This is a genomic window from Micromonospora sp. WMMD967, assembly GCF_029626165.1.
GTDB classification, from domain to species: Bacteria; Actinomycetota; Actinomycetes; order Mycobacteriales; family Micromonosporaceae; genus Micromonospora; species Micromonospora taraxaci.
In genome coordinates this window covers 3,528,980-3,554,640 of record NZ_JARUBK010000001.1, presented here as the reverse complement: position 1 = coordinate 3,554,640, position 25,661 = coordinate 3,528,980, and the positions used below count along the sequence as shown (strand labels likewise).

Annotated in this window: 23 protein-coding genes; 2 read left to right on the top strand and 21 right to left on the bottom strand. The window is 72.1% G+C overall.

What is annotated here, in order from left to right; all coding sequences use genetic code 11:
- Positions 1-10 precede the first annotated feature (10 nt).
- Complete coding sequence (locus O7631_RS16600) at positions 11-1,009, bottom strand: YafY family protein (protein WP_278145034.1); 999 nt, start codon at positions 1,007-1,009, stop codon at positions 11-13.
- A 79-nt stretch (positions 1,010-1,088) separates the two neighbouring features.
- Between O7631_RS16600 and O7631_RS16595 the strand changes: the two genes are divergently transcribed.
- Positions 1,089-1,817 (top strand): alpha/beta hydrolase, encoded by a 729-nt coding sequence (locus O7631_RS16595; RefSeq protein WP_278145033.1) that lies wholly within the window; start codon positions 1,089-1,091, stop codon positions 1,815-1,817.
- A gap of 137 nt (positions 1,818-1,954) precedes the next feature.
- Here O7631_RS16595 and O7631_RS16590 read toward each other — a convergent pair whose 3' ends face one another.
- The 14 genes from O7631_RS16590 to O7631_RS16525 all read right to left on the bottom strand — a co-directional run bounded on the left by O7631_RS16590 (position 1,955) and on the right by O7631_RS16525 (position 18,182).
- Complete coding sequence (locus tag O7631_RS16590; RefSeq protein ID WP_278145032.1) at positions 1,955-2,458, bottom strand: shikimate kinase; 504 nt, start codon at positions 2,456-2,458, stop codon at positions 1,955-1,957.
- Positions 2,458-3,636: a chorismate synthase gene (gene aroC / locus O7631_RS16585; protein ID WP_278145031.1), complete on the bottom strand. Its 1,179-nt coding sequence runs from the start codon at positions 3,634-3,636 to the stop codon at positions 2,458-2,460. The genes O7631_RS16590 and aroC overlap by 1 nt, the downstream gene beginning before the upstream one ends.
- A 98-nt stretch (positions 3,637-3,734) precedes the next feature.
- Entirely contained in the window at positions 3,735-4,658 is a 924-nt protein-coding gene (locus O7631_RS16580) for a glycosyltransferase family 2 protein (RefSeq protein WP_278145030.1), read from the bottom strand.
- On the bottom strand, positions 4,655-5,332 hold the full coding sequence (locus O7631_RS16575; protein ID WP_278145029.1) for a glycosyltransferase: 678 nt from the start codon (positions 5,330-5,332) through the stop codon (positions 4,655-4,657). Before O7631_RS16575 ends, O7631_RS16580 begins: the two co-directional genes overlap by 4 nt.
- Positions 5,329-5,808 carry a UDP-N-acetylglucosamine--LPS N-acetylglucosamine transferase gene (locus O7631_RS16570; protein WP_088990327.1) on the bottom strand — a complete coding sequence of 160 codons (480 nt, stop codon included), beginning with the start codon at positions 5,806-5,808 and terminating at the stop codon, positions 5,329-5,331. Before O7631_RS16570 ends, O7631_RS16575 begins: the two co-directional genes overlap by 4 nt.
- A 214-nt stretch (positions 5,809-6,022) precedes the next feature.
- Positions 6,023-7,285 carry a hypothetical protein gene (locus O7631_RS16565; protein ID WP_278145028.1) on the bottom strand — a complete coding sequence of 421 codons (1,263 nt, stop codon included), beginning with the start codon at positions 7,283-7,285 and terminating at the stop codon, positions 6,023-6,025.
- On the bottom strand, positions 7,282-8,184 hold the full coding sequence (locus O7631_RS16560) for a sulfotransferase domain-containing protein (protein WP_278147959.1): 903 nt from the start codon (positions 8,182-8,184) through the stop codon (positions 7,282-7,284). The genes O7631_RS16565 and O7631_RS16560 overlap by 4 nt, the downstream gene beginning before the upstream one ends.
- Before the next feature lie 8 nt (positions 8,185-8,192).
- Entirely contained in the window at positions 8,193-9,785 is a 1,593-nt protein-coding gene (locus O7631_RS16555) for a polysaccharide biosynthesis C-terminal domain-containing protein (RefSeq protein WP_278145026.1), read from the bottom strand.
- Positions 9,782-11,074 (bottom strand): O-antigen ligase family protein, encoded by a 1,293-nt coding sequence (locus O7631_RS16550; protein WP_278147958.1) that lies wholly within the window; start codon positions 11,072-11,074, stop codon positions 9,782-9,784. The genes O7631_RS16555 and O7631_RS16550 overlap by 4 nt, the downstream gene beginning before the upstream one ends.
- A 68-nt stretch (positions 11,075-11,142) precedes the next feature.
- A complete protein-coding gene (locus tag O7631_RS16545; protein WP_278145025.1) occupies positions 11,143-12,741 on the bottom strand; it encodes a lipopolysaccharide biosynthesis protein in 1,599 nt (532 codons plus the stop codon).
- Positions 12,734-13,300: a DapH/DapD/GlmU-related protein gene (locus O7631_RS16540; protein WP_269679889.1), complete on the bottom strand. Its 567-nt coding sequence runs from the start codon at positions 13,298-13,300 to the stop codon at positions 12,734-12,736. The genes O7631_RS16545 and O7631_RS16540 overlap by 8 nt, the downstream gene beginning before the upstream one ends.
- A gap of 81 nt (positions 13,301-13,381) precedes the next feature.
- Positions 13,382-15,319: a hypothetical protein gene (locus O7631_RS16535; RefSeq protein WP_278147957.1), complete on the bottom strand. Its 1,938-nt coding sequence runs from the start codon at positions 15,317-15,319 to the stop codon at positions 13,382-13,384.
- A 222-nt stretch (positions 15,320-15,541) separates the two neighbouring features.
- On the bottom strand, positions 15,542-17,245 hold the full coding sequence (locus O7631_RS16530) for a glycoside hydrolase (protein ID WP_278145023.1): 1,704 nt from the start codon (positions 17,243-17,245) through the stop codon (positions 15,542-15,544).
- Positions 17,246-17,342: 97 nt separating this feature from the next.
- A complete protein-coding gene (locus tag O7631_RS16525; RefSeq protein WP_278147956.1) occupies positions 17,343-18,182 on the bottom strand; it encodes a shikimate dehydrogenase in 840 nt (279 codons plus the stop codon).
- Positions 18,183-18,592: 410 nt separating this feature from the next.
- Here O7631_RS16525 and O7631_RS16520 point away from each other — a divergent pair, with 410 nt between their 5' ends.
- Positions 18,593-18,730, top strand: coding sequence for a hypothetical protein (locus O7631_RS16520; RefSeq protein ID WP_278145022.1), 138 nt, complete (start codon positions 18,593-18,595; stop codon positions 18,728-18,730).
- A gap of 110 nt (positions 18,731-18,840) precedes the next feature.
- Here the strand turns inward: O7631_RS16520 and mltG are convergent, their stop codons facing one another.
- The 6 genes from mltG to O7631_RS16490 all read right to left on the bottom strand — a co-directional run bounded on the left by mltG (position 18,841) and on the right by O7631_RS16490 (position 24,793).
- Positions 18,841-20,034 (bottom strand): endolytic transglycosylase MltG, encoded by a 1,194-nt coding sequence (mltG, locus tag O7631_RS16515; RefSeq protein ID WP_278145021.1) that lies wholly within the window; start codon positions 20,032-20,034, stop codon positions 18,841-18,843.
- The gene (gene ruvX / locus O7631_RS16510) at positions 20,034-20,492 is read right to left on the bottom strand and encodes a Holliday junction resolvase RuvX (RefSeq protein WP_278145020.1); all 459 of its coding nucleotides are present in this window, start codon (positions 20,490-20,492) and stop codon (positions 20,034-20,036) included. The genes mltG and ruvX overlap by 1 nt, the downstream gene beginning before the upstream one ends.
- A gap of 72 nt (positions 20,493-20,564) precedes the next feature.
- Positions 20,565-23,243 carry an alanine--tRNA ligase gene (alaS, locus tag O7631_RS16505; RefSeq protein ID WP_278145019.1) on the bottom strand — a complete coding sequence of 893 codons (2,679 nt, stop codon included), beginning with the start codon at positions 23,241-23,243 and terminating at the stop codon, positions 20,565-20,567.
- On the bottom strand, positions 23,240-23,545 hold the full coding sequence (locus O7631_RS16500; RefSeq protein WP_278145018.1) for a hypothetical protein: 306 nt from the start codon (positions 23,543-23,545) through the stop codon (positions 23,240-23,242). The genes alaS and O7631_RS16500 overlap by 4 nt, the downstream gene beginning before the upstream one ends.
- Positions 23,546-23,575: 30 nt before the next feature.
- Positions 23,576-24,040 (bottom strand): DUF948 domain-containing protein, encoded by a 465-nt coding sequence (locus tag O7631_RS16495; RefSeq protein WP_088990339.1) that lies wholly within the window; start codon positions 24,038-24,040, stop codon positions 23,576-23,578.
- A 150-nt stretch (positions 24,041-24,190) separates the two neighbouring features.
- Positions 24,191-24,793 (bottom strand): hypothetical protein, encoded by a 603-nt coding sequence (locus O7631_RS16490; protein WP_278147955.1) that lies wholly within the window; start codon positions 24,791-24,793, stop codon positions 24,191-24,193.
- Between the last annotated feature and the right edge of the window lie 868 nt (positions 24,794-25,661).

Genomic DNA, 25,661 nt, shown 5'->3' with positions numbered 1-25,661 from the left:
CGCCGGCAGCCTAGTCCAGCGGGCGGCGCGGCGACGGCGTCTGTCCACCTGCTGGCCGGGCGGCCCACTCCGCCAGTCGACGGGCGTGCTCGGCCACGGCGGTGCGCAGCTCCTCCGGCTGCCGGACGGTGAAGGGGCAGCCCAGACCGGAGAGCAGCGCGGCCATACCGGGCAGGCTCTCCGCCCGAGCCCGCAGCAGCACCCCGTCGGTGGTGGCGGTCAACTCGGCCACGCTGGGCGGGATGCGGCGACGGGCGGCGACCAGGTCGCTCTCCAGCAGCACCTCCACAGCATGCTGGTACGGCACACCGGCGAGGGACCGCGTCACCCAGGCGACCGCCTCGAAGCCGTCCGGCACGGTGAATGTGGCCTCACCTGGCGTGACGGCGCCGATGCGGTCCAGCCGGAACGTGCGGACCTCCCCGCGCCGGTGGTCGTGGCCGGTGACATACCAACGGCCGGCGTGGAAGACCAGCCCGTACGGGTCGAGTTCCCGGTGCGAACGCTCACCCCGCCAGGAGCGGTAGTCCAGCGCCACCCGTTGGCGGTGTCGGGCCGCCGAGGCGAGCGTGAGCAGGGTGCCCGACGCCGGTCCGCGCTCCTGCTCCGGTCGACGCAGGGTGAAGCCCAGGTGTTCCTGCACGGCGGCCAGCCGGTCGGCGAGCGCCGCCGGCAGCACCCGGCGGATCTTCGCCAGGGCGGTGGCGGTGGCCGGCTGCTCGGTGGCGAGCCCGACCCGTTCGGCGACGACCAGGCCGAGCAGCACGGCCACCGCCTCGTCGTCGGTGAGCATGAGCGGCGGCAGCTTGTATCCGGAGTGCAGCCGGTAGCCGCCGTAGCGGCCCCGGTCGGCGGTGACGGGGATGCCCAGCTCGACCAGGGTGGCCGCGTACCGGCGCACGGTCCGCTCGTCGACGCCGAGCTGGCCGGCCAGCTCGGCGGCGGTGGCGCGGTGCCGGGTCTGCAGGACCTCGAGGAGAGCCAGCACCCGACCGGCGGGATGTGACACGGGCCACTCCTTCAAACCGGGCGGTTTCTGTCCGCATTCGATCGTACGGTCTGTCGGTAACCGAGAGAAGGAGCGACAGATGGCGACGTTCGTGCTGGTTCCGGGGTTCTGGTTGGGTGCCTGGGCGTGGCGGGAGGTGACCGCGACGTTGCGGGCGCAGGGGCACGAGGTGTACCCGATGACCCTGACCGGGTTGGCCGAGCGGGACCACCTCGCCGGGCCGGAGGTCGGCCTGGAGACGCACACCGCGGACATCGTCCGGCTGATCGAGGTCGAGGATCTGCGCGACGTGCTGCTGGTCGGGCACTCCGGTGGCGGCATGCCGGTCGCGCAGGCGGCCGACCGCATCCCGGACCGGATCGCCCGGGTGGTCTACGTGGAGAGCGGACCACTGCCGGACGGCACCGCACAGTTCGACACGGTGCCGCCCGAGGAGCAGGAACGGCTCCGGGCCGCGATCGGCGACGGTGACCTGCTGCCGCCTCCGGCCTGGGATCCGACCGCCGACCCGACCAACCTGGCCGGCCTGGACGAGCCCACACTGGCTCTGCTGCGCGCCCGGGCCACCCCGCAGCCGCTGCGCGCGGCCACCGACCCGGTCCGCCGCACCGGTGGTCGTCCGGTGCCGACCGCGCTGGTCGCCAGCACCTTCCCGCTCGCCATGGTCCGGCAGATGATCGACGAGGGGCACCCGTTCTTCACCGGCCTGGCCGACGGTCAGCTACACGAGCTGCCCACCGGGCACTGGCCGATGCTCAGCGAGCCGAAGGCCCTGGCCGACGTCCTCGACCTGATCACCCGCAGCTGAGGAAGCCCACCCGCCCGCCCGCCCGCGTCGATCATGGACTTGTGGTGCCGGGTTTGCGGGTCGACGGGCAGTTCGTCCCCACCACAACTCCATGATCGACGGGGTTGGGGCGGGGCGGGGCGGGGACGGGGCGGGGGTCAGCGGGGCAGCAGTGCGGCTACCTCGGCGACCACCGCTGCCGGGGTGCGGCCGTCGGTCACCACCGTGTCGGTGGCCACCTCGGCGTAGAGCGGCCGACGCTGGTCCAGAAGGTGCTTGAGGGTCGCCCGCGGGTTGATCGCCAGCAGCGGGCGGCCCGCGCCGAGCCCGACCCGCTTCACCGCGTCGGGCAACTCGACCGAGAGGTGCACCACCCGGTGCCCGACCAGGGCGGCCCGGGTCTCCTCGGCCAACACCGCGCCGCCGCCGAGGGCGAGCACGCCCGTGCCGCCGGCCAGCGCCGCGGCGACCGCGGCCCGCTCCAGCTTGCGGAAATGCTCCTCGCCCTCGTCGATGAAGATCTCCGGGATCGGCTTGCCGGCCATCTGCTCGATGTCGATGTCGGTGTCGCGGAACTCCACGCCGAGGGTGTCGGCCAGCGCCCGACCGACGGTGGTCTTGCCGCAGCCGGGCGCGCCGACCAGCACGACAACCGGCGCCATCAGCGGATGACCAGCGCGTCGAGGTAGCCGGCCAGGTTGCGGCGGATCTCGGCGATCGAGTCGCCGCCGAACTTCTCGGTGGCCGCCTCGGCGAGCACCAGCGCCACCATCGCCTCGGCGACGACCGCCGCGGCCGGCACCGCACAGACGTCGGAACGCTGGTTGATCGCGGTGGCCGGCTCACCGGTGGTGACGTCCACGGTGGAGAGGGCCCGGTTCAGCGAGGAGATCGGCTTCATGGCCGCGCGGACCCGCAGCGGCTCGCCGGTGGTGATGCCACCCTCCAGGCCACCCGCCCGATCGGTGACCCGACGGACGCCGGTGGCGGACGGAATGATCTCGTCGTGCGCCTCCGAGCCACGGGACCGGGCCTGCTGCCAGCCGTCGCCGATCTCCACACCCTTGATCGCCTGGATCGACATCAGCGCGGTGGCCAGTCGGGCGTCGAGCTTGCGGTCCCACTGCACGTGGCTGCCCAACCCCGGCGGCACCCCGTACGCCAACACCTCGACCACGCCGCCGAGAGTGTCGGCGGCCTTCTTCGCGGCGTCGACCTCGGCGACCATCAGGGCACTGGCCTCCGGGTCGAGGCAGCGCAGCGGGTCGGCGTCGATGCGGGCGGCGTCGGACGGGACCGGACGCAGACCGGGCTTCGCGGCCACCGGGCCCAACTCGACGACGTGCGAGACGATCTCGATGCCGAGCGCCTGCCGGATCAGCGCCTTGGCGACCGCGCCGACGGCGACCCGGGCGGCGGTCTCCCGGGCGCTGGCGCGCTCCAGGATCGGCCGAGCGTCGGTGTGGCCGTACTTCTGCATGCCGGCGAGGTCCGCGTGGCCCGGCCGGGGCCGGGTCAGCGGGGCGTTGCGGGCCTGCCGGGCCAGCTCGTTGGGGTCGACCGGGTCGGCCGCCATCACGGTCTGCCACTTCGGCCACTCGGAGTTGCCGACCCGGATGGCCACCGGGCTGCCCAGCGTGACGCCGTGCCGCAGGCCGCCGAGCAGCTCGACCTCGTCCCGCTCGAACGACATCCGGGCGCCGCGGCCATAGCCCAGCCGGCGGCGGGCCAGCTCGTCGGCGATCACGGAGGTGGTCACCTCGATGCCGGCCGGCACCCCCTCCAGCATCGCGACGAGGGCGGGACCGTGCGATTCACCTGCAGTCAGCCAACGCAACACGGTGCTCAGTCTGTCACGCCCGGTCGCCGCCCCGCCGTGCCGCCCGGCGCGTCCCGCCCAGCGGACGCCGCCGCCCGGTCGGGCCGAGCGGCGGCAGCTCAGATCCCCCGGCCGCGCTTGTGCAAAGTGCGCACTACCGCGTCGGCCCGGACCACCCGGCCGGCGACGGCGAGAGCCAGGTAGGCGCGCGGTTCACGAGGATTGCTCCGCAGGGTGCGCCGCGCCCAGCGCAACGCGCCCCTCCGGTCACCGGAGGCGGCCTGGGCGAACGCGATCTGCCCGGCGACGCGGGCCGCACCGGCCGGTTGGGTGGCGAACTCCGGGTAGCGCCGCAGCAGCCACTGCAGGGCCTCGGAGATGGTGTCCCAGCGCTGCGCGAAGTACGACCGCTTGTGCCAGCGGACCAGCACCGACGGCGTCCGCAGGTTGATCAACGGCGCGCTGCGCGCGGCCCGGAGCAGGAACTCGTAGTCCTCCGCGTAGCTGCCCGGGATCTCCTCGTCGACCAGACCGAACCCGTCGCGCAGCGCGGTGGCGCGGATCAGGAAGGTCGACGGGTGCAGCTCCGTCATCCGGTCGCGCAGCAGGTCGTCCAGGGTGATCCGTTCCTTGTCGAGCACCCGGTCGACGGTGCTGCCGTCGTAGCTGACCCGGATGCCGCAGCAGACGAACTCGGCCTCCGGGTCGGCGGCCAGGGCGTCGACCTGGGCAGCCAGTTTGCCGGGCAGCCACTCGTCGTCGTCGTCGCAGAACGCGACAAGCTCGCCCTGCGCCGCGAGGGTGCCGCTGTTGCGCGCACCGGCCAACCCCTGGGTACGGACGTTGCGGATCACCCGCACCGCCCGATCCGGGCCGCTTCCCAGCCCGGTCAGCGACTCGTCCGGCGCGGACTGGTCGAACACGACCACGACCTCGACCTGGCCCGGGTAATCCTGACCCAGGATCGCGCGCACCGCCGCCCGCAGCAGCTCGGGACGGTCCCGGGTGGGCACCACGACGCTGACACTCGGCTGCGGGGTCATCGGGAGGTCTCCTTAGTGCCCGGACGCGGGCGGGTCCGGACCCGCCACCGGGACCGGCGCGGGGTCGAGCCGGCAACCAGGTCGTCGACGATCCGCCCCACCCGGGCCACCGCCGCCCGTCGCGCCTCGTGCGCCTCCGGGTCGGTGGCCACCGCGAAACGGGTCGGGTCGGCCAGCCCGGCGTTCAACGCGTCGTGCAGCGCCTCCCGGGTCTCACAGAGCGCCACCAGCCCGGCCGCGCCGAGACGGCGGGCGAACAGGAGCTGGTGGTCGTCGACGTGCTCACCGCGCGCCGGGTTGCGGGGCACCACGATGGGCAGGTGGCCGTGCCGGCGGGCCTCCAGGATGGTCGCCGGCCCACCGTGGCAGACCACCAGGTCGGCGTCGGCCATCGCCTGCTGCAGCGCGTCGTGACCGAGGAACGGCACCGTGCCGGGCAGCGGCGGCACCGCGGTGTGCCCGTGCTGCACGGTCAACCCGACCGGGTCGGTGACCTGCGCGTGCCACTGCGCCAGCCAGTCGACGAGCCGGTCGAAGGGGTGCTTGTCGGTGCCGACCGCGACCAACACCCGGACCTGGGAGGTCGACGTGCTGTCCCGCTGGCGCGGCAGGCGGGCCGCGTCGACGGTCGGCTGCGACTGCGGACGCCGGGCGGTGCCCGTCTCGCCGGTCACAGCAGTGTCCCCACGACTGTCGCCTCGGGATACTGCCGGCGCTGCTCGTCCCACTGCACGAGCATCGCGGACAGGAACGGGCGGCAGAGGCGGGCGGTCAGGGTCGGGGTGTCGATCCGGTCGTACACCTCGATGTAGACGGTCGGGATGCGCCACAACCGGGCCAGCACCACGAACGGGACCGCCACCCCGGCGCCGGTGGTGACCACCGCGGCGACCCGCCGCGCCCGCAGCACCCGCCAGGCCAGCAGCGCGTTGCGCAGCAGGTTCGGCACGTTACGGGTGGTCGGGTGGTGCGCCGGCACCAGGTCCTCACCGTCGAGCAGGGACAGCGCCTCCGGGGTGTCGAAGGTGACCCAGCAGCGCCGCCACTGTTCGTACCAGGGCCGCAGGGCGAGTAGTTGGGCCAGGTGGCCGCCGCTGGATCCGACCAGCAGCAGCACCGGCGCCGTACCGTCATCGTTCTTCGTGTCCACGCGACTCCCCACAAGTTCGCTTGGAATTTCAGTTCACGCCACGCAGAAGCAGATCACACGTTCTCCGGTCCTTGAATAGCGCGACCGGACGAGATGTCGATCTCCACTTCGGGCCTCCGGGCGCACCGATCGTCCGAAGTCCATCGATCGTCATCACCACCTGCGAGTTTGTCGTCACTCTGCGACGCACCCCCGACGCCGCGATTTCCCCGGATCAGCCGCTATGTCGTTTCTCGATGACATCCAAGAGTGCGGGATGCAGCGCGGCGTTCCAGCCCGCTCCCGCGTCGGCCAGGCGCCAGGTGCGCAACCACATCTCCACCAGGTACGCGTCGGCAACCAGCCGCCGCTGCGCGACGTCGAGGCCGAGCCGCTCGCCGTGTCGGCCCAGGTGCCCGTCGACGGCCGACGCCGCCGCGTCGGCCGACTCCCCCCGCAGCACCAACGCCCGCTGGAACGCGTCGTGCGCCAGGTCGAAGCCGACCGGCACGTCCGGGGCGCTGTGTTCCCAGTCCCAGGCGACCAACCGGCCGGCGTGCCAACCCAGATTCCACGGCACCCAGTCACCATGCCAGTGGCCGAACTCCACACTGGTGTCGCCATGCCGGCGGGCCAGCGCGGAGACCGCGGCGACCGCCCGCGCACCGGCCGGTTCGACAGCGGCGGCCCGAGCGGCCAACCCGGTCAACCGGGCAAGGAACGTCGACCCGGCCAACGGGCGGGGCGTACCCGCCGGACCGCCACGCCGGGCGACCGCGAGCAGCGCCGCGATCCGCGGCGGGTCGTCCACCGGCACACCGCGTACCGCCGGTGGCAACGGCTCGATCACCGCGACCACCTGGCCCGCCCACGCCGTCTCGCTGAGCAGCCTCGGCGGCGTCGGGTGGTCCGCGACGTCGGCGACACCGCCCAGCGCCCGCAGAGCCGCCGCCTCCGCGCTGACCAGCGCCCGGGTCGCGTCGTTCCAGCCGATCTTCGCGTAACCGCGCGGACGACCGTCGGCGGTGAACAGTTGCAGGGTCGGCTTGCCGTTCGGGTCGGGCGGCCGGACCCCGCACGCGGCCAACAGCGGCCGGCCACCCAGGTCGGCGGCGAGCCGCTCGGTCAGCAGCACCTCCGCCGCCGACACCCCGGCGGGCACCGAGACCGTCAGCGTCGGAAACGGCGCGAGCCCCACCCCGCCGAACCGGGCCAGCCCACCCAGCACCGCCCGCACCGCGCGCACCTTCGGCGGCCGCAGCGCGTTGTACGCCAACAGCGACGCCGCCCCGGCCCGGGGCGCGCCCAACGGCACGAGGAACCGGGCCCGGGCCACCGACGGCACCACCGCGTACCGGGCCACCTCCTGGTGGCCGGCCGGCGGCGCACCGCCCACGGTCAGGCCGACCCGGTCGTCCGGGAACACCGCGCGGCTCACCCAGCCCAGACCGTCCACGCGGGAGCGCGGGTCGGCGTCCGGGCCCACCCGCGTCGTCACGCCGCCCGGTCCGCCCAGTCGAGGTCCAGCCCGAGCCGCTCCCGCAACGCGTCGTTGTACGGCCGGTAGTAGTCGGTCAACTCGGCACGCACCGTCGGCTCCAACGGCGCCGAACGCCTGTCGTTGTAGACCTTGAAGTTGGGCAGGTCGTACGCCGGCAGCCCGAGGAAGTCGAGGGTGCGCCGGTAGGTCGCGCGGGAGTCGCGGTAGAGGTCCTCGCTGGGCAGGAAGAGGATCTGATCGGAGTCGAAGCGTTCCAACCACGGCTCCAGGTGCTCCAGGTAGCGCCCCCGGGCCCGGTACGTGTACCAGTCGAACGCCTCGCTGAACGACTCCGGCTCCGCGATCAACCGCTCCCGCTCCCCCGCCGTACGCTCCGGCTCGGCGGCCAGCGCGGCGGCGAAGTCCAGCGGCTCGATGCCGTGGGTGCGACGTTCCTTCCAGTGCGAGTACGCCCGCTCCACCGGGTCCCGCAGCAGCACGATCAACTTCACAGTCGGCATCAGCGCGGAGACCCGCTGCGCGGCGAGCGGATGGAACATGTACAACGGGGCGGCCTCACCTACCCGGACCGGCCCGCCGTGCCGCTTGGCCAGGGCGTCCCGCTGCCGCTCCGTCGGGAAGTGCGAGCGGTACCACGCCTCGCCGCGACCCCAGTGCTCCTCGAAGTAGTGCGCCGACTTGGTGTTCCACGCGGGGAACAGGCGGGGCACCAACGGGTGCTGGATGAGGTAGTTCCACAGGGAGGTGGTGCCACCCCGCTTGGTGCCGATGATCAGGAAATCCGGCAGCGGCCGGCGATCACTGGTGCGTACCCCGTAGTCGACAAGCGACTCCTTCACCCGGGTGGTCACCTGGGTCGGCACCAGTTGCTTCACCCGGTCACGGATGGACGCCACGACGGACCTCACCTGCCTCTCGTCGATGCCGGGGTGGACTCGGCGGCCGCAGCCGCCTGGCCCCCTCCACGGATCTGCCTCATGGTCCCCCGGATGCCGGCGCGCACCCGGGGCAACGTCAACATGCCGACGCAGCCGGCCAGCAGCACCGCCAGCGCCACCGCCAGGCCGGGCAGGCCACGCCCGCCCGCCACCACACCGACGGCGGCGGCCAGCCCCACACCGGCGACAGTGGCCGCGGCGGCCCGCACCATCGCGGCGTCGAACAGCGGCTCCCGGACCACCGACCGGGCGAAGCCGGCCGCGGTGAGGTTCTCGGTGGCGATGCCGGCGGCCCAGGCCACCGCCGCGCCCGTGGCCCCGTAGCGGGGAATCAGCCACAGGCCCAGCGAGACGGTCACCGTCAACCCGGCCACCGTCGCCACCAGGTGCAGCCCGCTGCGCCCGCCCATCAACAGCAGGCTCTGCACGTTGCCCACCCCGGTGTTGACGAGCATCGCCAACGCGAGCACCGTCATCGCCGGAACGCCTGCGGTGAACTCCGGCCCGAACAGGTGCAGGAAGGCCGACGCGAACACCGCGAGCAGCAGGTACACCGGCCAGGACAGCACCAGCCCCCAGCTGGTCAACTGCCGGTGCACGGCCGCCGCCGCCGCCCGTTCACCGCGACCGAGCAGCCGGGACAGCTGCGGCGACACCGCCACCCGCAGCCCCTGCATGGCCAGTTGGCCGGCCAGCACGTACCGGCCGACCGCACCGAACACGCCGGCGTCTGCCGGCCCCGCCAGCACCGAGGTGAGCAGCACACCCACCCACATGCTGCCCGCGTCGATGGCCGCCGACGCGGCCCGGGGCAGCGCGAAGCGCCAGAACGTCGACCAGTCGGACCGGGTCGGCGTCAGCGCCGCGCCCCGGCCCAGCCCGAGCGGGCCGGCGACCAGGGTGAGGCAGACCAGCAGCGCCAACGCCGCCGGCACCAACCAGCCGGTCATGCCGGCGAGCAGGCCACCGCCGGCCAGCGCGGCGGCCCCGACCAGCACCGGGCGGGCGATCGGCAGCAGGAGGAACTGCACCCCGACGTACGCCCGGATGGGCCGTACGCAGCGCAGCGCGGCGAGCAACAGGGTCATCGCGACCACCACCGGCACCGCCGCGAACGTGACGGTGAGCAGCGCGTCGCCGCTCGCGCCCGAGCCGCGCAGCAGCCGGGGCGCAAGCGCGTCGGCGACCAGCACACCGGCGCCGGCGACCAGGAACCCGGCCAGCAACGGCGGGACCAGCGCCACCGGGAGCATCCGGGCCGCGTCCCCGCGCGCGCCGGCGGTGCGGCGGGGCAGCGCCCACATCAGACCCGTCTCCGCACCGAGCGTGCAGACCGCGGTGGCCACGGTGACCACCCCGATCGCGGCGAAGAACGCGCCCGCGCCGGTCGTGCCGTACCCCCGGGTGATGACCACGGCCAGCACGAACCCGAACAGCCCGCTGGTGGCCGCGCCGAGCAGCCCGGCCACACCGCTGCGCGCGCTGCGGCGGGTCTCCGCCGAACCCGCGTCGGCGACCGGCTCGTCCGGGACGGCCGGGGGCCGGGTGGCGGCGGTCACGCGGGCACCGCCGCGTCCAGCCGGGCCGGTGGTCGCGGCTCGGCCATCCGGGTCAGCCGTTCCCGTTCGCTGAGCGCCATCGCGAAGGCGACCGCGAAGAACGCGACAGCGAGGTTCTGGTTCGCCATGCCGTAGAACGGGATCTGCACCAGGCAGACCACCGGCACCACCGCCAACCACTGCCCGGCCGCCGAGGTCGCCCGCGCGCAGATCACCGCCGCGGCGACGAACCAGGCCAGGAAACAGACGAGCGCGGGTACGCCGTGACTGAACAACACCATCCACAGCTGACCCTGGGTGCCGATCGGCGCTGCCGCCGACACCGTGTCGACGTTCACCGGCGCGCCGTAGCCCAACCACGGCGACTCCTGCACGCGGCGGATCACCTCGGTGTACAGCGAGAGCCGGTCGGTGTTGGTGTCACTGGAGTCGACCCGCTGGCTGATCAGGTCGGTGATCGGGATGAACAGCGTCGCCAACGCGCCGATCACCACGACACCGACGATGGACGCGGCGACCCGGACGTTGCCGCGCAGGCTGGCCCGCACCCCGAGCACCGCCAACCCGGCGCCGAGGCTGAGGAACATCGCCCGGTTGAGGGTGAGGAACGCCGGCGCGAGCGACAGCGGCAGCGACGCCAGCAACGCCCAGCGCAGCACCCCCTGCCGGCGCAGCATCGCGTACGCCACCACGCAGGGCAGGGTCATGGCGTACGCGCTGCCGTAGTTGTTGGTGTACGCGAACGGCGCGGCCGGCCGGTAGATCGGGTTCAGCGATCGGGCGCTGTATTCGGCGGTGGTCAGGTGCACCATGTCCTGGATGAACGGGGTGCCGGCCACCCCGCCGGGTAGCAGCACCTCCATCGGGGTGGTCATCGCCAGTCGGGGCACCAGCACCCCGAGCCACCCCAGCGCCACCAACCCGAACCAGAAGGCACAGAGCGGGGTGAGCACCGCCACCAGGCCGGCCCGTTCCCGGGCGGCGGCGTAGACGTACACGCCGACCACCAGAGCGGTCAGGTAGAAGGCCAGGCGCAGGGCGAACGTCAGCAGCGACGCGGGCGACGCGAGTTGGGTGGCGCTGACCAGCACGATGGCGAGGAAGAGCAGCCAGATGCCCACCGCCGGGGGCAGCGGCACCCGCCCACGGGTGAGCAGCAACGCCAGCAGCAACGCGCCCAGCAGGGGCCACCCGAGGTAGAACGCTCCGAGCAACCACCAGAGCGGCACCAGGCCGAACATCAGCGACAGTGGCCAGAGCGGCAGCCGGGGCGGGGCGGGCCGGGGCACCGGCGCGACGGCGGCCGGATCGCCTCCGGGCGGCGGCTCGGTCGCCGGGGCGCGGGTGACCGACACGCTCAGGCCCGGCCGTTGCGGGTGAGCACGAAGCCCAGCGGTGTGACGCCCGCGGCCCGCAACCGCTCCACCAGGCGACGCAGGTCGCTCTGCCGGGTGCGGTCGCGTTCCACGACCACCACGGCGCTGCCCTGCCGGGCGACCGCGACGCCGCGCTCGTCGGATTCCGCCGGTGGGGCGTTGAACAGCACCAGGCCGTGGTCCGCGCCCTGCCGCCAGGTGCCGAACCGGACGCTGCCCACGCCCACCGCCACCTCGTCCGGGTCGGTGACCCGACCGTTCTCCGGGCGGGCCGACGCCACCCGGGGCAGCGTCAGGGTGGCGTCCGGGTCGGTGGACGGGCGGGCGCCGGGCGGGTGCGGGGAGGGCCGGCGGGTGGCCGTGCCGTCGGTGCCGCCAGCGGCGGCCGAGGTGCTGCCGGCCGGACGGGGCTTGGGCACCAGCGGTCGCGACGGGTCGACGGGCAGCCGCCCCCGGTCGGCGAGCACTGTGGCGCGCAGCCGCTCGACGCGCCCGTTGTCGTCGGCGACGAAGACCTCCCGACCGTCGGCGGCGAGCGCCACCGCGAGCCCGGCGGTCAGCGCGGTGGCGTCCTCCCGGGCGGTCACCAACGCCACCCGGGCCGGTTGGCGGACCCGCTCGGCGACCGCCATCGCCACGTACCGGATGTCGGCGTCGACAGCCCGTGGGCTGCCGCGCAGCGGCGGTCGGCGCACCGTGCCGAGCAGCGGCAGGCCGGTGGCGTCGCGGCCGTCCGCGACCGAGCGGACCCGCCGGTCGGTGGACTCCCAGGCGTACGCGAGCACGATGCCGATCAGCGCGCCACCGAGCAGGCCGGCGACCAGGTAGAGCGGTCGGTGCCCGGCGGAGGTGACCAGCGCCTTCTCCGCGGTCTGGGTGACCCAACCGGGGTTGACGTCGACAGCGGCGATCTCGGTGCGGGCGGCGTTGAGTTGGGTGAGCTGGTTGTTGATCCCGGCCAGCTCGGCCACCAGCGCGTCGGCGGCGGCGGTGTCCTTGGTGGTGCCCGCCCGCTTCTGGAGCGCGGCCTGCTGGGCGACGACCTTGGTGATGCTGGCGTCGTAGGACGCCAGCATCTCGGCGCGCTGCTTCTCGTACATGGTGCGCCGCACGTCCAGGTAGGCCTGGGCGGCCATGTTGGCGCTCTGCACCGCCCGCTGCGCGTCACCGGCCTGGTAGGTGAAGCGGAGGATCTGCCCGCCGGTGGGCACCTCGACCTCCAGCGCGTTGCGGATGTCGCGCGGGTCACCGCCGGCGGAGGTGGCGAGCCGCTGCACCACCTCGGTGCCGGTGGCGATGCCGCTCTCCACGTTCATGTTGACCGCACGGTCGGCACCCGCGCCGCTGGGGGTGAACGCGTCGGTCACCACCGGCCGGACCGCCACCACGGCGCTCGCGCTCATCGCCGCCGGCACGAGCAGCACGTAGCCGAGCGCGGCGAGCAGACCGACCATCGCCACCGCCGCCACCAGCCGTAACCGGTGCAGCGGCACCCGCAGCAGGTCGGTCAGTGTCACGGTGCCCGGGGTCGCGGAGGACGGGCTGTCCGTGGACCAGGGGCCGGGCGTCGCATCAGTCATGGAACTTCTTCACCGTCTGTTGAGGATTGCCGACGACCACGACACCGGGTGGCACGTCCGTGCGGACCACGGTGGCCGCGCCCACGACGCTGTCCCGACCGACCCGCACGCCCTTCATCACCAGTGCGTGCGCGCCGACCCACACGTTGTCCTCCAGGACGATCGGCGCACGGGTGGCCGGGCCGGGCGGCTCGTGCCGCTGGGCGGGCGGCAGGTTGTGGAAGTCGTTGTCGAGCAGCTCGCAGTCGGACAGGAGGCAGCGGTCGCCCACTGTCACCGACGTCCAGGTGCCGATCCAGGTCGCGTTGAGCAGGCAGTCGGCCCCGACGCGTACCTCGCCGGGGCCCGCGAAGCGGACGAGCTTGTTCAGTCGGGTGCGGTCACCGATGGTCACCCGCACACCGCGGCGCAGCCGGATCCGACCACGGATCTCCACGTCCCGGCCGAGCGTCAACCGGCGATAGCGGAGCCGGTACCAGCCGCGTTTGACCGCGAAGATCAGACGCACCGCGCGTCTCTTACGGATGCCAGCGGCGCCGAGCAACGACCCTCCCCACATCGCGGGGCCGGCGGCGGTGGGATACCCGCCACCGGCCCAACGTGAACAATCTACCGATGCTTGATTACGAACGGTTGACCGTTACTGTACGGAGAAGAATGTCGATGGGGTAGACCAGGACAACTCGGGCGTCGCCGTGGTGATGACAGTCGCCGCCGCACCGTTGACCGCCGCCGTCGGCGCGGCCGTCGGGTCGAACGGCACGCTCCGCAGGGCGCCGTCAGTGGCACCGTAGACGATCTGGCCGCCCACCCACGCCATGCCACGCACCGTCGACCAGGTCACTCCCGTCGTCGGCAGGGTGAACTCGGTGGCACCGAGGTAGTTGCCGTCGATCTCGAAGTAGCGGTAGTAGAGGTTGTTGGCCCCGGTCCGGGTGTAGTAGAGCCGGCCGTCGAGGAAGAACGCGCCGGTCAGCAACGCCGGGTTGTACCAGTCGTTGTAGCCGGACGCCTCCCACGGCGAGCCGATCGCCCCGCCGTTGAACAGGGACACGTCGATCCGGCTGCCGGTCGGGGTGCCGGCCACCGTGTGCGACCAGTAGATCCGGTCGTCCACCCGCCAGGTCGCGCCGGCCGACGTGTACGCCGGCTGGCTGACCGTGACCGGCGCGCCCAGCGCGGCACCGTCGAACGGCACCTTCGCGAGGGTGCCCGGAGCGGTGTTCAGGTAGAGGTTGCCGGTGGTGGCGGCGGGCGGGTTCTTCGGGGTGAAGGTACGGCCGCCGGCGAGCGGGAACATGCCGAGGCGGCCGTGGTACTCCTCGCCCATGCCGTCGGAGTTGTGCCCGAAGTAGAGGCCGTCCGACCCACGCCAGAGCACCGGCACCGAAGAGCCCCAACTGCTGGTGCCCGAGGGCATCGAGGCGCTGCCGCTGCGCCGCGGGTTCCAGTTCACCGGCATGCCGGTCGCGGGGGTGACGGCGGCGATGCCGAGCCGGTCGATCGCGCCCGCGCCCGCGTTGTCGCTGGCGTTCGGGTTGTTGAGCCACCGGAAGTGCCCACCCAGGTAGATCACGTTGTCCGCGACCTCGACCGAGGTGATGGTGTCGTTGCCGGTGAAATCGACCCAGGTGGCGATCTGACCGCTGCCCCGCGCGGCGGTCTCGAAGCGCACCAGGGCGTCGCAGTACGCGGACGGCCAGCCGCCGCCGCCGTTCGTGCCGACGACGAACCACGTGCCGTCGCCGCCGAACTTCACGTCCTGCACGTAGTGCACGAAGGTCGTCGGCGACGCGCACGGCGCGACGAACTTCTCGCTGCTCCAGTCGATCAGCGTGGGCGTCGCGGAGACGTCCACCAGGGCGATCTGGTTCCGGGCCAGGCCGTTGACGAGGGTGAAGTTGCCGCCGACGACAAGCGTGTTGCCGTCCGGCGTGACGTCGATGGTCCAGACGTACGACGTGGTGCCGTGCCGCCCGACGGTCGCGTCGATGACGAAGCTCGGGTCGATCGCGCCGGTGGTCGCGTTGAGCCGGCCGAGACCGACGTGCGCGGTGCCGTTGAGCCAGTTGAACGCCCCGGCCACGTACAACCAGTTGCCGTGCAGGGTCACGTCGCGGATCGTGCCGCCGTCGGAGCGCCCGACCCAGCTGTCGATGATCGCGCCGGTCGACGGGTCGAGCGCCACCAGGTTCTTTCGGGAGACGCCGTTGACGTTCTTGAAGGCGCCGCCGACGATCAGTGTGCCGCCGGGACCGGCGACGAGCGTGTTGACCGCACCGTCGAGCACCGGCAGGAAGGTGGTGGACATCGTCCCGGTGGTCCGGTCGTACGCGAAGAGGTAGCGCTGGGTGACCCACGGGGAGGCTGCGGTCTGCCGGAGCTGGGTGAAGCTCCCACCGACGAAGACCGTGTTGCCCACCTGCGCGAAGGCACGGGTTTCACCGTCGCGGGCATGCGGAGTCGCGTCGGCGGGGTTCGCCGACACCAGGGTCGCCGTCTCCGGGACCGGTACGACCGCAGCCGACGAGGTGGTGGGGACGCCCAGGACCGCGGCGACGATCGCCAACGCGACCACCCCCGCCCGAGCACGACGTCGTCCTGCGAAACGCCACAAGTGCGAGAGTTTGGGCACGCTGCGCCTCCAGATTGGATGAGAACCCGAGGTAGCGTGCCTCGCCCAGCCTGGTTAACAAAATCCGCCGATTGGGCGGTGCATGAATCCGCTAGCCGACAGAACGCCGGGGGGTTCGGGTGACCGACCCCCGGCGAACGGCGTCCCGTCAGCGCGTCATGGTGGTCAGCGGCTCCCCCCGGTCGGCTGCCGCAGGTACGGGTCCTGGCCGGCCTTCGCGAAGCCGGCCACCGCCGCGGCGTTGTGGTTCATCGTCATGTCGCAGGTCGACGTCCGGCTGGTCATGCCGGCCGAGTTGAAGTAGATGGCTGCCTTGATCTTGGGGTGTTCCTTCAGCGCGGCCGGGAACTCCTGGAACCAACGCTGCTTGGCGCCCGGGTCGGCGGCGTCGAAGTTCGTGCCGAACTCGGCGAGCATCCGAGGCTTGCCGGCGCCGATGCCGTTGTCGTCCAGCCAGCGGTAGAAACCGCCCACCGTCGTGCTCGGGCTCTTCCACACCGTGCTGCCGTTGCAGACGTGGAAGTTGTACGGGTCGTAGGCCACCCAGTCGACGTACTGGTCACCGGGGTACAGGCCGGCGTAGCGCGAGTAGTGGCCGGACCAGCCCATCATCGTCCAGACCCAGACCGCGTTGCTCGCGCCTGCCCTGGCGAACCGTTCGTGCACGTAGCGCCAGGCGCGGACGAAGTCGGCGTCACTGCCCTTGTTCGGCTCGTCCTCGGGCTCGTGGTCGAAGCCCATGAAGACCGGCACGCCGGCGGCGCGGATGCGGCCCGCGACCGCGTCGATGGTCTCGTCCTGTCGTCCACTGTAGACATCGGACCACTTCAGGGTGGTGCCGGTGGAGAAGTTGCGGGACTCCCAGGCGAAGAACATCAGCCGGCCCTCGCGCATCTGCTGCTGCTCGTAGACGTCGGGGAAGGCGCCGTTGCTGCCGGTGTTGGAGAAGTCGTGGTAACGGTGCACGATGTCGAACTTGCGGCCGACCTGCGCCTCCACGTCGCTGACGGCCTTGCCGTGGTCCCAGCCGCCGGCCGAACCGGCGGGCGAGTACATGCCCCACCAGGCGCCGCAGGAGGGGACGAGCTTGTCCGACACGGACCCGCACTTGCCCGGAAGGGCGCCGCTCGCGCTCGGGCTCGGCGTGCGGGTCGGGGAGACCGTGGGCGAGGGCTTCGGCGAGGCACTGGTCGGCGAGGCGCTCGGCGCGGGCGGCGGCGCGGGCCGGGTGGTCGACGGCGCCGACGGCCGGGACCCGAGGTCGTAGCTGATCACCAGGCTCGGGCGGAGGTCCGGGCTGCGGTTCTCGACCGACGCCCAGTAGATCCGGCTCTCCAGGCCGGCCTGGACCAGCGAGACCGTCCAGACCCCGTTGCCGGTGACCAGCTTGGAGACGTCCCACTCGTTGAAGCCCTTGGACACACCGTCCACGCTGTCCAGCGCGTCACCGGCCGCGCCGAGGGTCGGCCGCGCCTCGCGGGCGCTCAGCGGCGACGCGTGCGCCGTCACGGTCGCGGCGAATTTCTGCCAGGCGTGCATCCGCAGCGTCGCCCGGACGTTGACCGCGGCGGCCGGCACCGTGGTCACCTCGAATTCGACGACCGCCTGGCGACCACCGCGCGGGTTCCCGTCGCAGCGTGTCGCGCAGGTGGCCAGCGTCGTCTTGGCGGAGTTGTCGCCGTCCTGCGACACCGCGGTCGCGGTGGTGTCCGCCACCGCCCGGATCGACAGATCGTCGTTGGCTAGCAGAGGCATCATGGTCGCCACGATGCCGGCCACCACCGATCCGCCGACCACGCCGATGGCGATCGCCTTGCGCCGGGGCCCGGAGCGGAGCCGGGTGATGCGGTGCAATCCGTGCCTGGTCAAGGAAACTCCCTGTGTCTGCGTCCGTAACGGTGAGCAGCGTATCGATGACCAGGGCAGGTCGCCGGAAGGACAGTTTTCCGTAAGCGCGTCTTAACCGTCAGCTAAGAAAATCGGCCGAGGTCGCCTCCGCCAGCGCCCCGCGCATCGCCTCGACCGGGGCGCTCACGCCGGTGAACTGCTCGAACTGGCCGATCGCCTGCGCCAGCAGAAGGTCCAATCCGGACACCAGTCGCAGACCGGCCGCAGCGGCGGAGGCGGCCAACGGCGTGGGCCACGGGTCGTAGATAGCGTCGAAGAGCACCGTCCCCGACCGCCACGTCACCGCGTCGGCCAACGGGTCGGCGACCCCCTTCGGCACCGTGGAGACCGCCAGGTCGGCGGCGGAGAGGTGGCGCTGCGCGTCGGCCCAACCGGCGGCGGTCAGCACGACACCCAGAGCGTCGGCCACCGGCCGCAGCTCGTCGATCGCCTCGGGTCGGCGGGCGACCACCGTCACCGCGGGACAGCCCAGCCGCACGGCGGCGGCCAGCGCGGCACGGGCCGTCCCGCCCGCGCCGAGCACCGTCACCGCGGCACCCGCGCCCACCCCGGCCGCGGTCAGCACCCGCACCATGCCGGCGACGTCGGTGTTGTCGGCGTACCAGGAACCGTCCGGGCGGCGTACCAACGTGTTGGCCGCGCCGACGGCGGCGGCGACCGGCGAGGTCTGCGCGGCCACGGCGAGCGCCGCCTCCTTGCCCGGCATCGTCACCGACAACCCGGCCCACTCCGGGCCCAGGCCGGCGACCAGATCCGGCAGCTCCGCCGCCGCGCACTCGATCCGGGTGTACGACCACCCGGTCAGCCCGGCGGCGGCGTAACCGGCGGTGTGGATCACCGGTGAGAGGGAGTGCGCGATCGGCTTGCCCAGCACCGCCGCCCTACGGGTCACCTCGATCACCCCGCACCACCCAGGGCTCCTGCTGCCGTGTTCCGCATCACTCTGCGCCCTCCCGGAAGACTCGGATCGACAGTACCCAGCACGCAGGCCAGGCCACCAGAGAACCACGGCTGCGGACGACGCCCGCGGGCCGGACCATTGCTTGACGGTCATCGATGGGAGTGAAGGCATTCCCGCGACGGTACGAGCGATCTGAAAATGGGGGAATCTTGAACAAACGAATTCTGCGCGCCTTATCGCAATTGCTGCGGTCCTCAGCCTTTCGCTGATGATCGGCGCGCCCGCCAAGGCGGACCCGGCGGCGGGCAGCTGGGCCGACGACCTGAGCGGCAGCGTCGGGCACCAGCTTCATCGACAGGGAGTTCGGCTCCAACACCGCCGCCAAGACCCGGACCTGGCAGGACGTCATGAACATCGGCATCGACGGTTCGGCCGGCCCGCAGGCCGGCTACAACCGCACGTTCGGCCTGCGTAAGCAGAACAGCAATGGCGTGTGGACGTTCCTGAATCCGCGCACCGGCTCCTGGACGGGCACGAGTCACTGACAGTGGCGTCGTAAGAGCGTCGCCGCGCACACGTCAAAAGGCTCCCTTCCCGACACGACCACAATTCTGGTCAGCGGGAAGGGAGCCTTTTGACGTGTCGACCGGGCCGGTCAGATGATGCCGGCCTCCCGGGCCTTCGCCTCGTTACGCTGATGCTGCTCGTACGTCTCGGCGAACTCGGAGTGGCCCTCCTTGTCGATCGCCACGAAGTAGAGCCACTTACCCGTCGGCGTGGCCATCGCCCCTTCCAGGGCCTGCTTCCCCGGGTTGTTGATCGGGGTGGGGATCATGCCTGGCAACTTGCGGTTGTACGGGTTCTTCGGGTCGTCCAGCTCGGCCGCCGTCATCTGCTTGGACGACTTGGTCGGCTTGCCGATCGACTCCAGGTAGTAGTTGACGGTGACGTCCATCTCCAGGCAGTTGCACGGGAACTCGCCGTACGCCCGGTTGTAGGCCACCCGGGCGACCTTGCCGAGGTCGTCCTTGTTGCCCGCCTCGGCCTGCGCCAGCGACGCCACGATCAGCGCCTCGTAGGGGCTGACCTTGCGTTCCTTCTGCACTCGGTCGGCGAACTTCATCTCACCGGTCACCGAGAGGAAGTTGTCCACCATCAGCTTGAGGATGCTCTCCGCGGTGGCCTTCGGCGGGATCTCGTACGTGTCCGGGTAGAGGAACCCCTCGACGGACTTGACGATCTTCTTGCCGTCGTCACGCTTGAACCACCAGTCCGGGACGCCGAGCGCCTCCGGGTCCTTCGCGGCGGCCTCGAACTCCTTGACCGGGATCTTGGTCTTGTCGGAGAGCAGCTTGTAGATGTTCTTGGCGGTACGGCCCTCGGGGATGGTGAGGCCGTTCACGATCTTGTTCTTCAGGTCGAGCATCGCGGTCACGGCGTTCGCGCCGCTCATCTGCTTACGCAGCTTGTACGTGCCCGGCTGGATGTTCTTGCTGCGCGAGTTGGCCTCGGCCGCCTCGATGAACGCCTTCTGGCTCTTCACCACGTCGGCCGCGACGAGGGCGTCGGCCATGTCGGCGAGCAGCGCCCCGTTCTTGATCTCGACGGTGATCTCACCCGCCCCGGCGCCGTCGTAGTCGGGGGTGACGAAGTAGTTCTGGATCCGGTCGAAGCCGTAGAACGCGACACCGCCGATGCCGCCCAACAGGACCAGAGCCATCAACAACGCCAGGAATGTCTTGCCCCGGCCGCCACCGGACTTGCCGTTGCGCTTGCGGAAGCCACGCCGGTGTCGGCCCTTCTCCCCCCGCTCCGGCTCGTCGAACCCAAGGTCCAGATCGTCGATCATTACGTCCGCCTCCGCTGCGCGTCCAGCCAGCTCTGCAGAATCTCCACCGCGGCCGCCTGGTCGACAACCGCACGTTGACGCTTACCTCGGACGCCACGCTCGGCAAGCCTACGAGAAGCGACCACCGTCGACATCCTCTCGTCAGTGAGCGCTACCGGGACGGGCGCTATCACATCGACCAGTCGGTCAGCGTACGCCTTCACGTGGACAGCCGCCGGGCCGTGTTTACCCGCGAGATTGACCGGAAGGCCGACGACAACCGCGACGGCCTCATGTTCGGCCACCAACGCGGCCAACTCGGCGAGGTCGCTCGGGACCGCGTCCGGCGCCGCAGTGAGGTCACGAGCGAGCGTGACCAGCGGCGTTGCCAGGATCCCGTCCGGATCCGAGCGGGAGACGCCCACCCGCACCTGACCGACGTCGACACCCAGTCGCACACCGCGCGTCAATTCAGCCACCGACGGTCACCGCCGGGTGGGTACGAACCAGGGCGGGCCGAATGGCCCGCCCTGACGGAGAGTGATCGTCCATCACGCCTCGGTGATCGCCTTCTCGACGGTGAGCAGCAGGTTCGGCGCCTCGCCCGCCGGCAGACCGCCGCCCTGGGCGAGGTCGGGGCTGCCGCCACCGCGCCCGGAGAACGCCGCCTTCACCAGATCCGACGCCGCGAGGCCCCGACCACGGGCGGCGGCGTTGACCGCCACCACCAGGGACGCCTTGCCGTTCGACCGGGCCGCCACCGCGACCACCGCCGGCCGCGCTGGGTCGATCTTGCCGCGGATCTCCTGGGCCAGGGTTCGCACGTCGTTGCCGGCCGCACCCTCGGGCGCCTCGGTGCCCACGTACGCGACCCCGCGCACGTCCTTGGCCTGCGCCGCGAGCGCCGCCGCCCCGCCCAGCACCAACTGGGCGCGCAGCTTCTCCAACTCCTTCTCCGCGTCCCGCAGCTGCGTGACGGTCTGCTCCACGCGGTCGGCGACCTGGTCGTTGGGCACCCGGTACAGCTCGGCGAGCCGGGACACCAGCAGGTGCTCCTTGGCCAGGAAGCCGAAGGCGTCCATGCCGACCAGCGCCTCGACCCGGCGGACACCGGAACCGATCGACGACTCGGAGAGGATCTTCACGAGGCCGAGCTGGGCCGAACGGGCCACGTGCGTGCCGCCGCACAGCTCCCGGGCGTAGTCACCCACCTCGACGACCCGGACCTCCTCGCCGTACTTCTCGCCGAAGAGCGCCATCGCGCCGATCCGCCGCGCCTCCTCCAGCGAGGTGATGAAGGCGTGCACCTCCAGGTCGGCCAGCAGCACCTCGTTGACCTGCTGCTCCACATCGCGCAGGACGCTCGGCGACACACCGGTCGGGGTGTTGAAGTCGAACCGGAGCCGGCCGGGCGCGTTCAGCGACCCCGCCTGCGTGGCCGACTCGCCGAGGAAGTTCCGCATGGTCTGGTGCACCAGGTGGGTGGCGGTGTGCGACCGGGAGATCGCCCGACGCCGCGTCGTGTCGATCTCGGCGAAACCGGCCTCGCCGGCGCGCACCTCACCCCGGATCACCCGGGCGCGGTGCACGATCAGGCCGGGCACAGGCTGCTGGACGTCGAGCACCTCGACCTGCCCGCCGCCAACGGTGATCATGCCCTGGTCGGGCTGCTGTCCACCGCCCTCGGCGTAGAACGGGGTCGTGTCGAGGACCAGCTCGATGGTGTCGCCCTCGGTGGCTGCCTGACGCGGGCCGTCGGTGCCGAGCAGCGCCCGCACCGTCGACTCGCGGGACACCTCGCTGTAGCCGGTGAACGTCACCGGGCCACCCGCGTCGAGCACCGACCGGTACGCCGACAGGTCGACGTGGCCGGTCTTGCGGGCCTGCGCGTCGGCCTTCGCCCGGGTGCGCTGGTCCGCCATCAGCCGACGGAAACCCTCGTCGTCGACGGTGAGGCCCTGCTCCGCGGCGATCTCCAGGGTCAGGTCGATCGGGAAGCCGTACGTGTCGTGCAACTGGAACGCCTTCGCCCCGGACAACGCCGAGCCGCCCGCCGTGCGGGTCTCCGCGATCGCGGTGTCCAGGATCGTCGTGCCCGCCCGCAGGGTGGACAGGAACGCCTCCTCCTCCGCGTACGCGTAGTCCGCGATCCGGTCGAAGTCGGTCGCCAGCTCCGGGTACGACGGGGCCATGCAGTCGCGCGCCACCGGCAGTAACTCGGGCAGCGCCCGGTCCTGCCAGCCGAGCAACCGGATCGACCGGATCGCCCGGCGCATGATCCGCCGCAGCACGTACCCACGGCCCTCGTTCGACGGGGTCACCCCGTCGCCGATCAGCATCAACGCCGTCCGCACGTGGTCCGCGATCACCCGCAACCGCACGTCGTCCGGGTGCGACTCACTCGCCACGTGACCCGAGTGCGCGCCGTACCGCTTACCGGTCAGCTCCGCCGCCCGAGCCAGGATCGGGCGAACCTCGTCGATCTCGTACAGGTTGTCGACACCCTGCAGGATCGACGCCATCCGCTCCAGGCCCATGCCCGTGTCGATGTTCTTCGCCGGCAGGTCACCCAGGATCGGGTAGTCCTCCTTGGTCGTACCCGGACCCCGCTCGAACTGCATGAACACGAGGTTCCAGTACTCCATGTACCGGTCCTCGTCGACCGCCGGGCCACCCTCACGGCCGTACTCCGGACCCCGGTCGTAGAACAGCTCCGACGACGGACCGCACGGCCCGGGAATGCCCATGGACCAGAAGTTGTCCGCCTTGCCCCGACGCACGATCCGCTCCGCCGGAACTCCCACCGACCGCCAGATCTCGTACGCCTCGTCGTCGTCCAGGTAGATCGTCGGCCAGATCCGCTCCGGATCCAGCCCGTAACCGCCCTCGGAGATCGGCTTCGTGGACAACTCCCACGCCAGCGGAATCGCCCCGGCCTTGAAGTAGTCACCGAAGGAGAAGTTGCCGTTCATCTGGAAGAACGTGCCGTGCCGACTGGTCTTGCCGACCTCGTCGATGTCCGGGGTCCGAATGCACTTCTGCACGCTGACCGCCCGCTGGTAGGCGGGCGTCTGCTGACCCAGGAAATACGGCACGAACTGCACCATGCCGGCGTTGACGAACAGCAGATTCGGGTCGCTGATGGCGGGCAGCGGAGCGGACGGCACCACAGCGTGGCCATTCGCCTCGAAATGCGCGAGGTACCGCCGCTTGATCTCCGCCGTCTTCATCGCTGGTGTTCCTCCGGAAAGATTTCTCGATCGCCGATCCGCGGGTCTTCCCGCAGGTCGGCGAACTTGTCGTCGAACGCCTCGCCGTGGGCGAACGCGTCGTGGATCTCCTGCTCGCGTTCGGCCATCCCGACCCGGACGTCCTCCACGAAGTTACGCAGCGACTCGACCAGGCCGCCAGCGGATTCCGTCAGGGAGCTGGCAATTCCGGCCGGTGTGTACGCCTGCGCGGTCCGGGTCGCCTTGCGAACCACGATCACACCGACGGCCACCCCGATGCCGAGCCAGAACAAGCGCCTCATGTCCCGCTACCTCCTGGTGCGCCGGGCCGGTCAGCTGTTGCCGCGTCGCGCGGCCCGTCGCTGCTGCTTGATGGTGTCGCGTACCTCGCGCTCGGTCTCGGCATGCCGGCGACCGGCGGCGGCCTTCCGCACGCCGTAACCGAACGCGGCCACCTTGACCAGAGGGTTGGCGGCCGCAGCGGAGACGACGGTCGCCAGGTTGGCGACGTTGGCGGTGACGTTCTGCGCGTGGCTGGTCATCGTGTCGACCTTCGCCAGCTGGAGGTTCACGCCGTCGAGCGAGGTCTGCACCTGCTCCAGCGCCGTGTTGACGTTCTTCACCGTCGTGTTCACGTCGCCGAGCAGCGGCGCGGTCCGATCGTTGAGGTCGTTGATCATCCGGGTGGTGGCGTCAACCGTGTGCCGCAGCCGCAGGATGGGCAGCGTCAGGATGAGCACCAGCACCGCGAACGCGGATGCCGCGATCAGCGCCGCGATCGCTCCAAGTTCGCTCACGCCTGTCCTCCTCAAGCAGAAGTTCCGCAGGACCCGACGTCCCAGGAACGCACAACGATGGCACCCGTACCGGCCGCCACGCCGTCGGCGGTCACCGGTGGCGGGCGTGCCCGCCAGCCCCAGACCCTACCGTCCGTGATGGAGCGCGGCTCACGACGGTGAGGGTGTCAGCTCACCCAGCGGATCGCCGCTGACCGTCGGATACGGATCCTCTCCGGTCAGTGACGGGTCGGTGGTCGGCTGCGGCCTGGTTCGCTCGTCGTCGATCGCGTTACGGACCTTCACCGACACCAACGAGCCGGTGCACTCGGTCGCAGCGGCCGACGGGTCGGCGGACGGCACGGCCGGCTCGCCGTCGACCGGCGGCGGCACACAGGTCGGCTCGCGCACCCACAGGTCGAGCGTCAACTCGTCGCGCCGCCAGCAGGTGTAGCTGCCCTTCGTCTCCTGCTCCGGGCAGCGGCTCACCTTCCACGGCTGCCAACCGTCCTGACGCAGCGCCTTCTCGTAGGCCTGCGCCGTCTCCTCCGGTGCCTTCTCGGAGGTGACCGTGCGTTCCCGCAGCCGGCAGTCGAGCAGACACCAGCGGCTGCCGCTGACGTCGTCGACGGTCTTCGCCGCCGCCCAACCCGGCACGTCCAGCTGGTCGAGGTTGTCGAAGACCGGATCACGGCTCAACGTCCGGAGGCCGAAGAAGAGCGGCACCGCGCCGAGCAGTACGACGCTGACCAGCACCAGCACCGCCGCACGCAGACGCCGCCGTTCACGCGACTCCCGATGCGCCTCGGACCGGGCACCCGCCGGGTCGGCGTCTCCGGGCGAATCGGCGGGACGAAGGGCGGGACCGCCGGGCTGCTCCGGTACGGGCCGTTCCGCCGGCTCGGACGGGGTCGGCACCACGGCGGCGGCCCGCGCCACCCCGACGGGATCGCCGGGACGGCCGGGCGGCGGTACCGGGGCGACGCCGCTCGGTTCGGCGCGGCCAGGCTCCCGGTTCGGCGGCAGGGCACGTCCGGCGGCACGGTCGGAGGGCGCGGGCCGGGCGATCGGCGGACCGCCCGCTCGTTCGTCGACGAGGGGTGGCTGCGCGGCGCCCGGTGGGCGGACGGCGGCCCGGGCCGGGCCCTCCGGACGCGCACGTGGCGGGCCGTCCACACCCGGGGGCACCGCGACACGGGCGGTCCCGTCGGGACGCGCACCAGCTGGGCCGTCCACACCGGGAGGCACCGCGGCACGAGCCGGACCCTCCGGACGGGCAGCGCCGCGAGCCTCCGCGCCGGGGCGGGGTGGGCCGTCGATGCCGCCCCGGCCGACGCCCGGCGCAGGGGCGTCCCCCGGGACGGGCCGGACCCGTCCGGGTGGGGCGGAGCGGGCAGCGCCACGAGCCGGCGCGGCAGGACCGCCACCGGGCGCGGGGCGTCCCGCGACGTACGGTTCGTCGCCGCGGGGCCCCGGTCGGCCCGGACCAGCCGAGCCGTCGGGGCCGGATTCCGCCGACTGACGACGTCGCCGACCGGTCGGATCGGCAGCGGGCGTCCCGTCCGGACCGGGCCCGGCCGCCGCACGACCACGTCGACCGGTCGGGTCCGGTGGGGGTGCCGCAGCGCCTCGACCTCGGCCG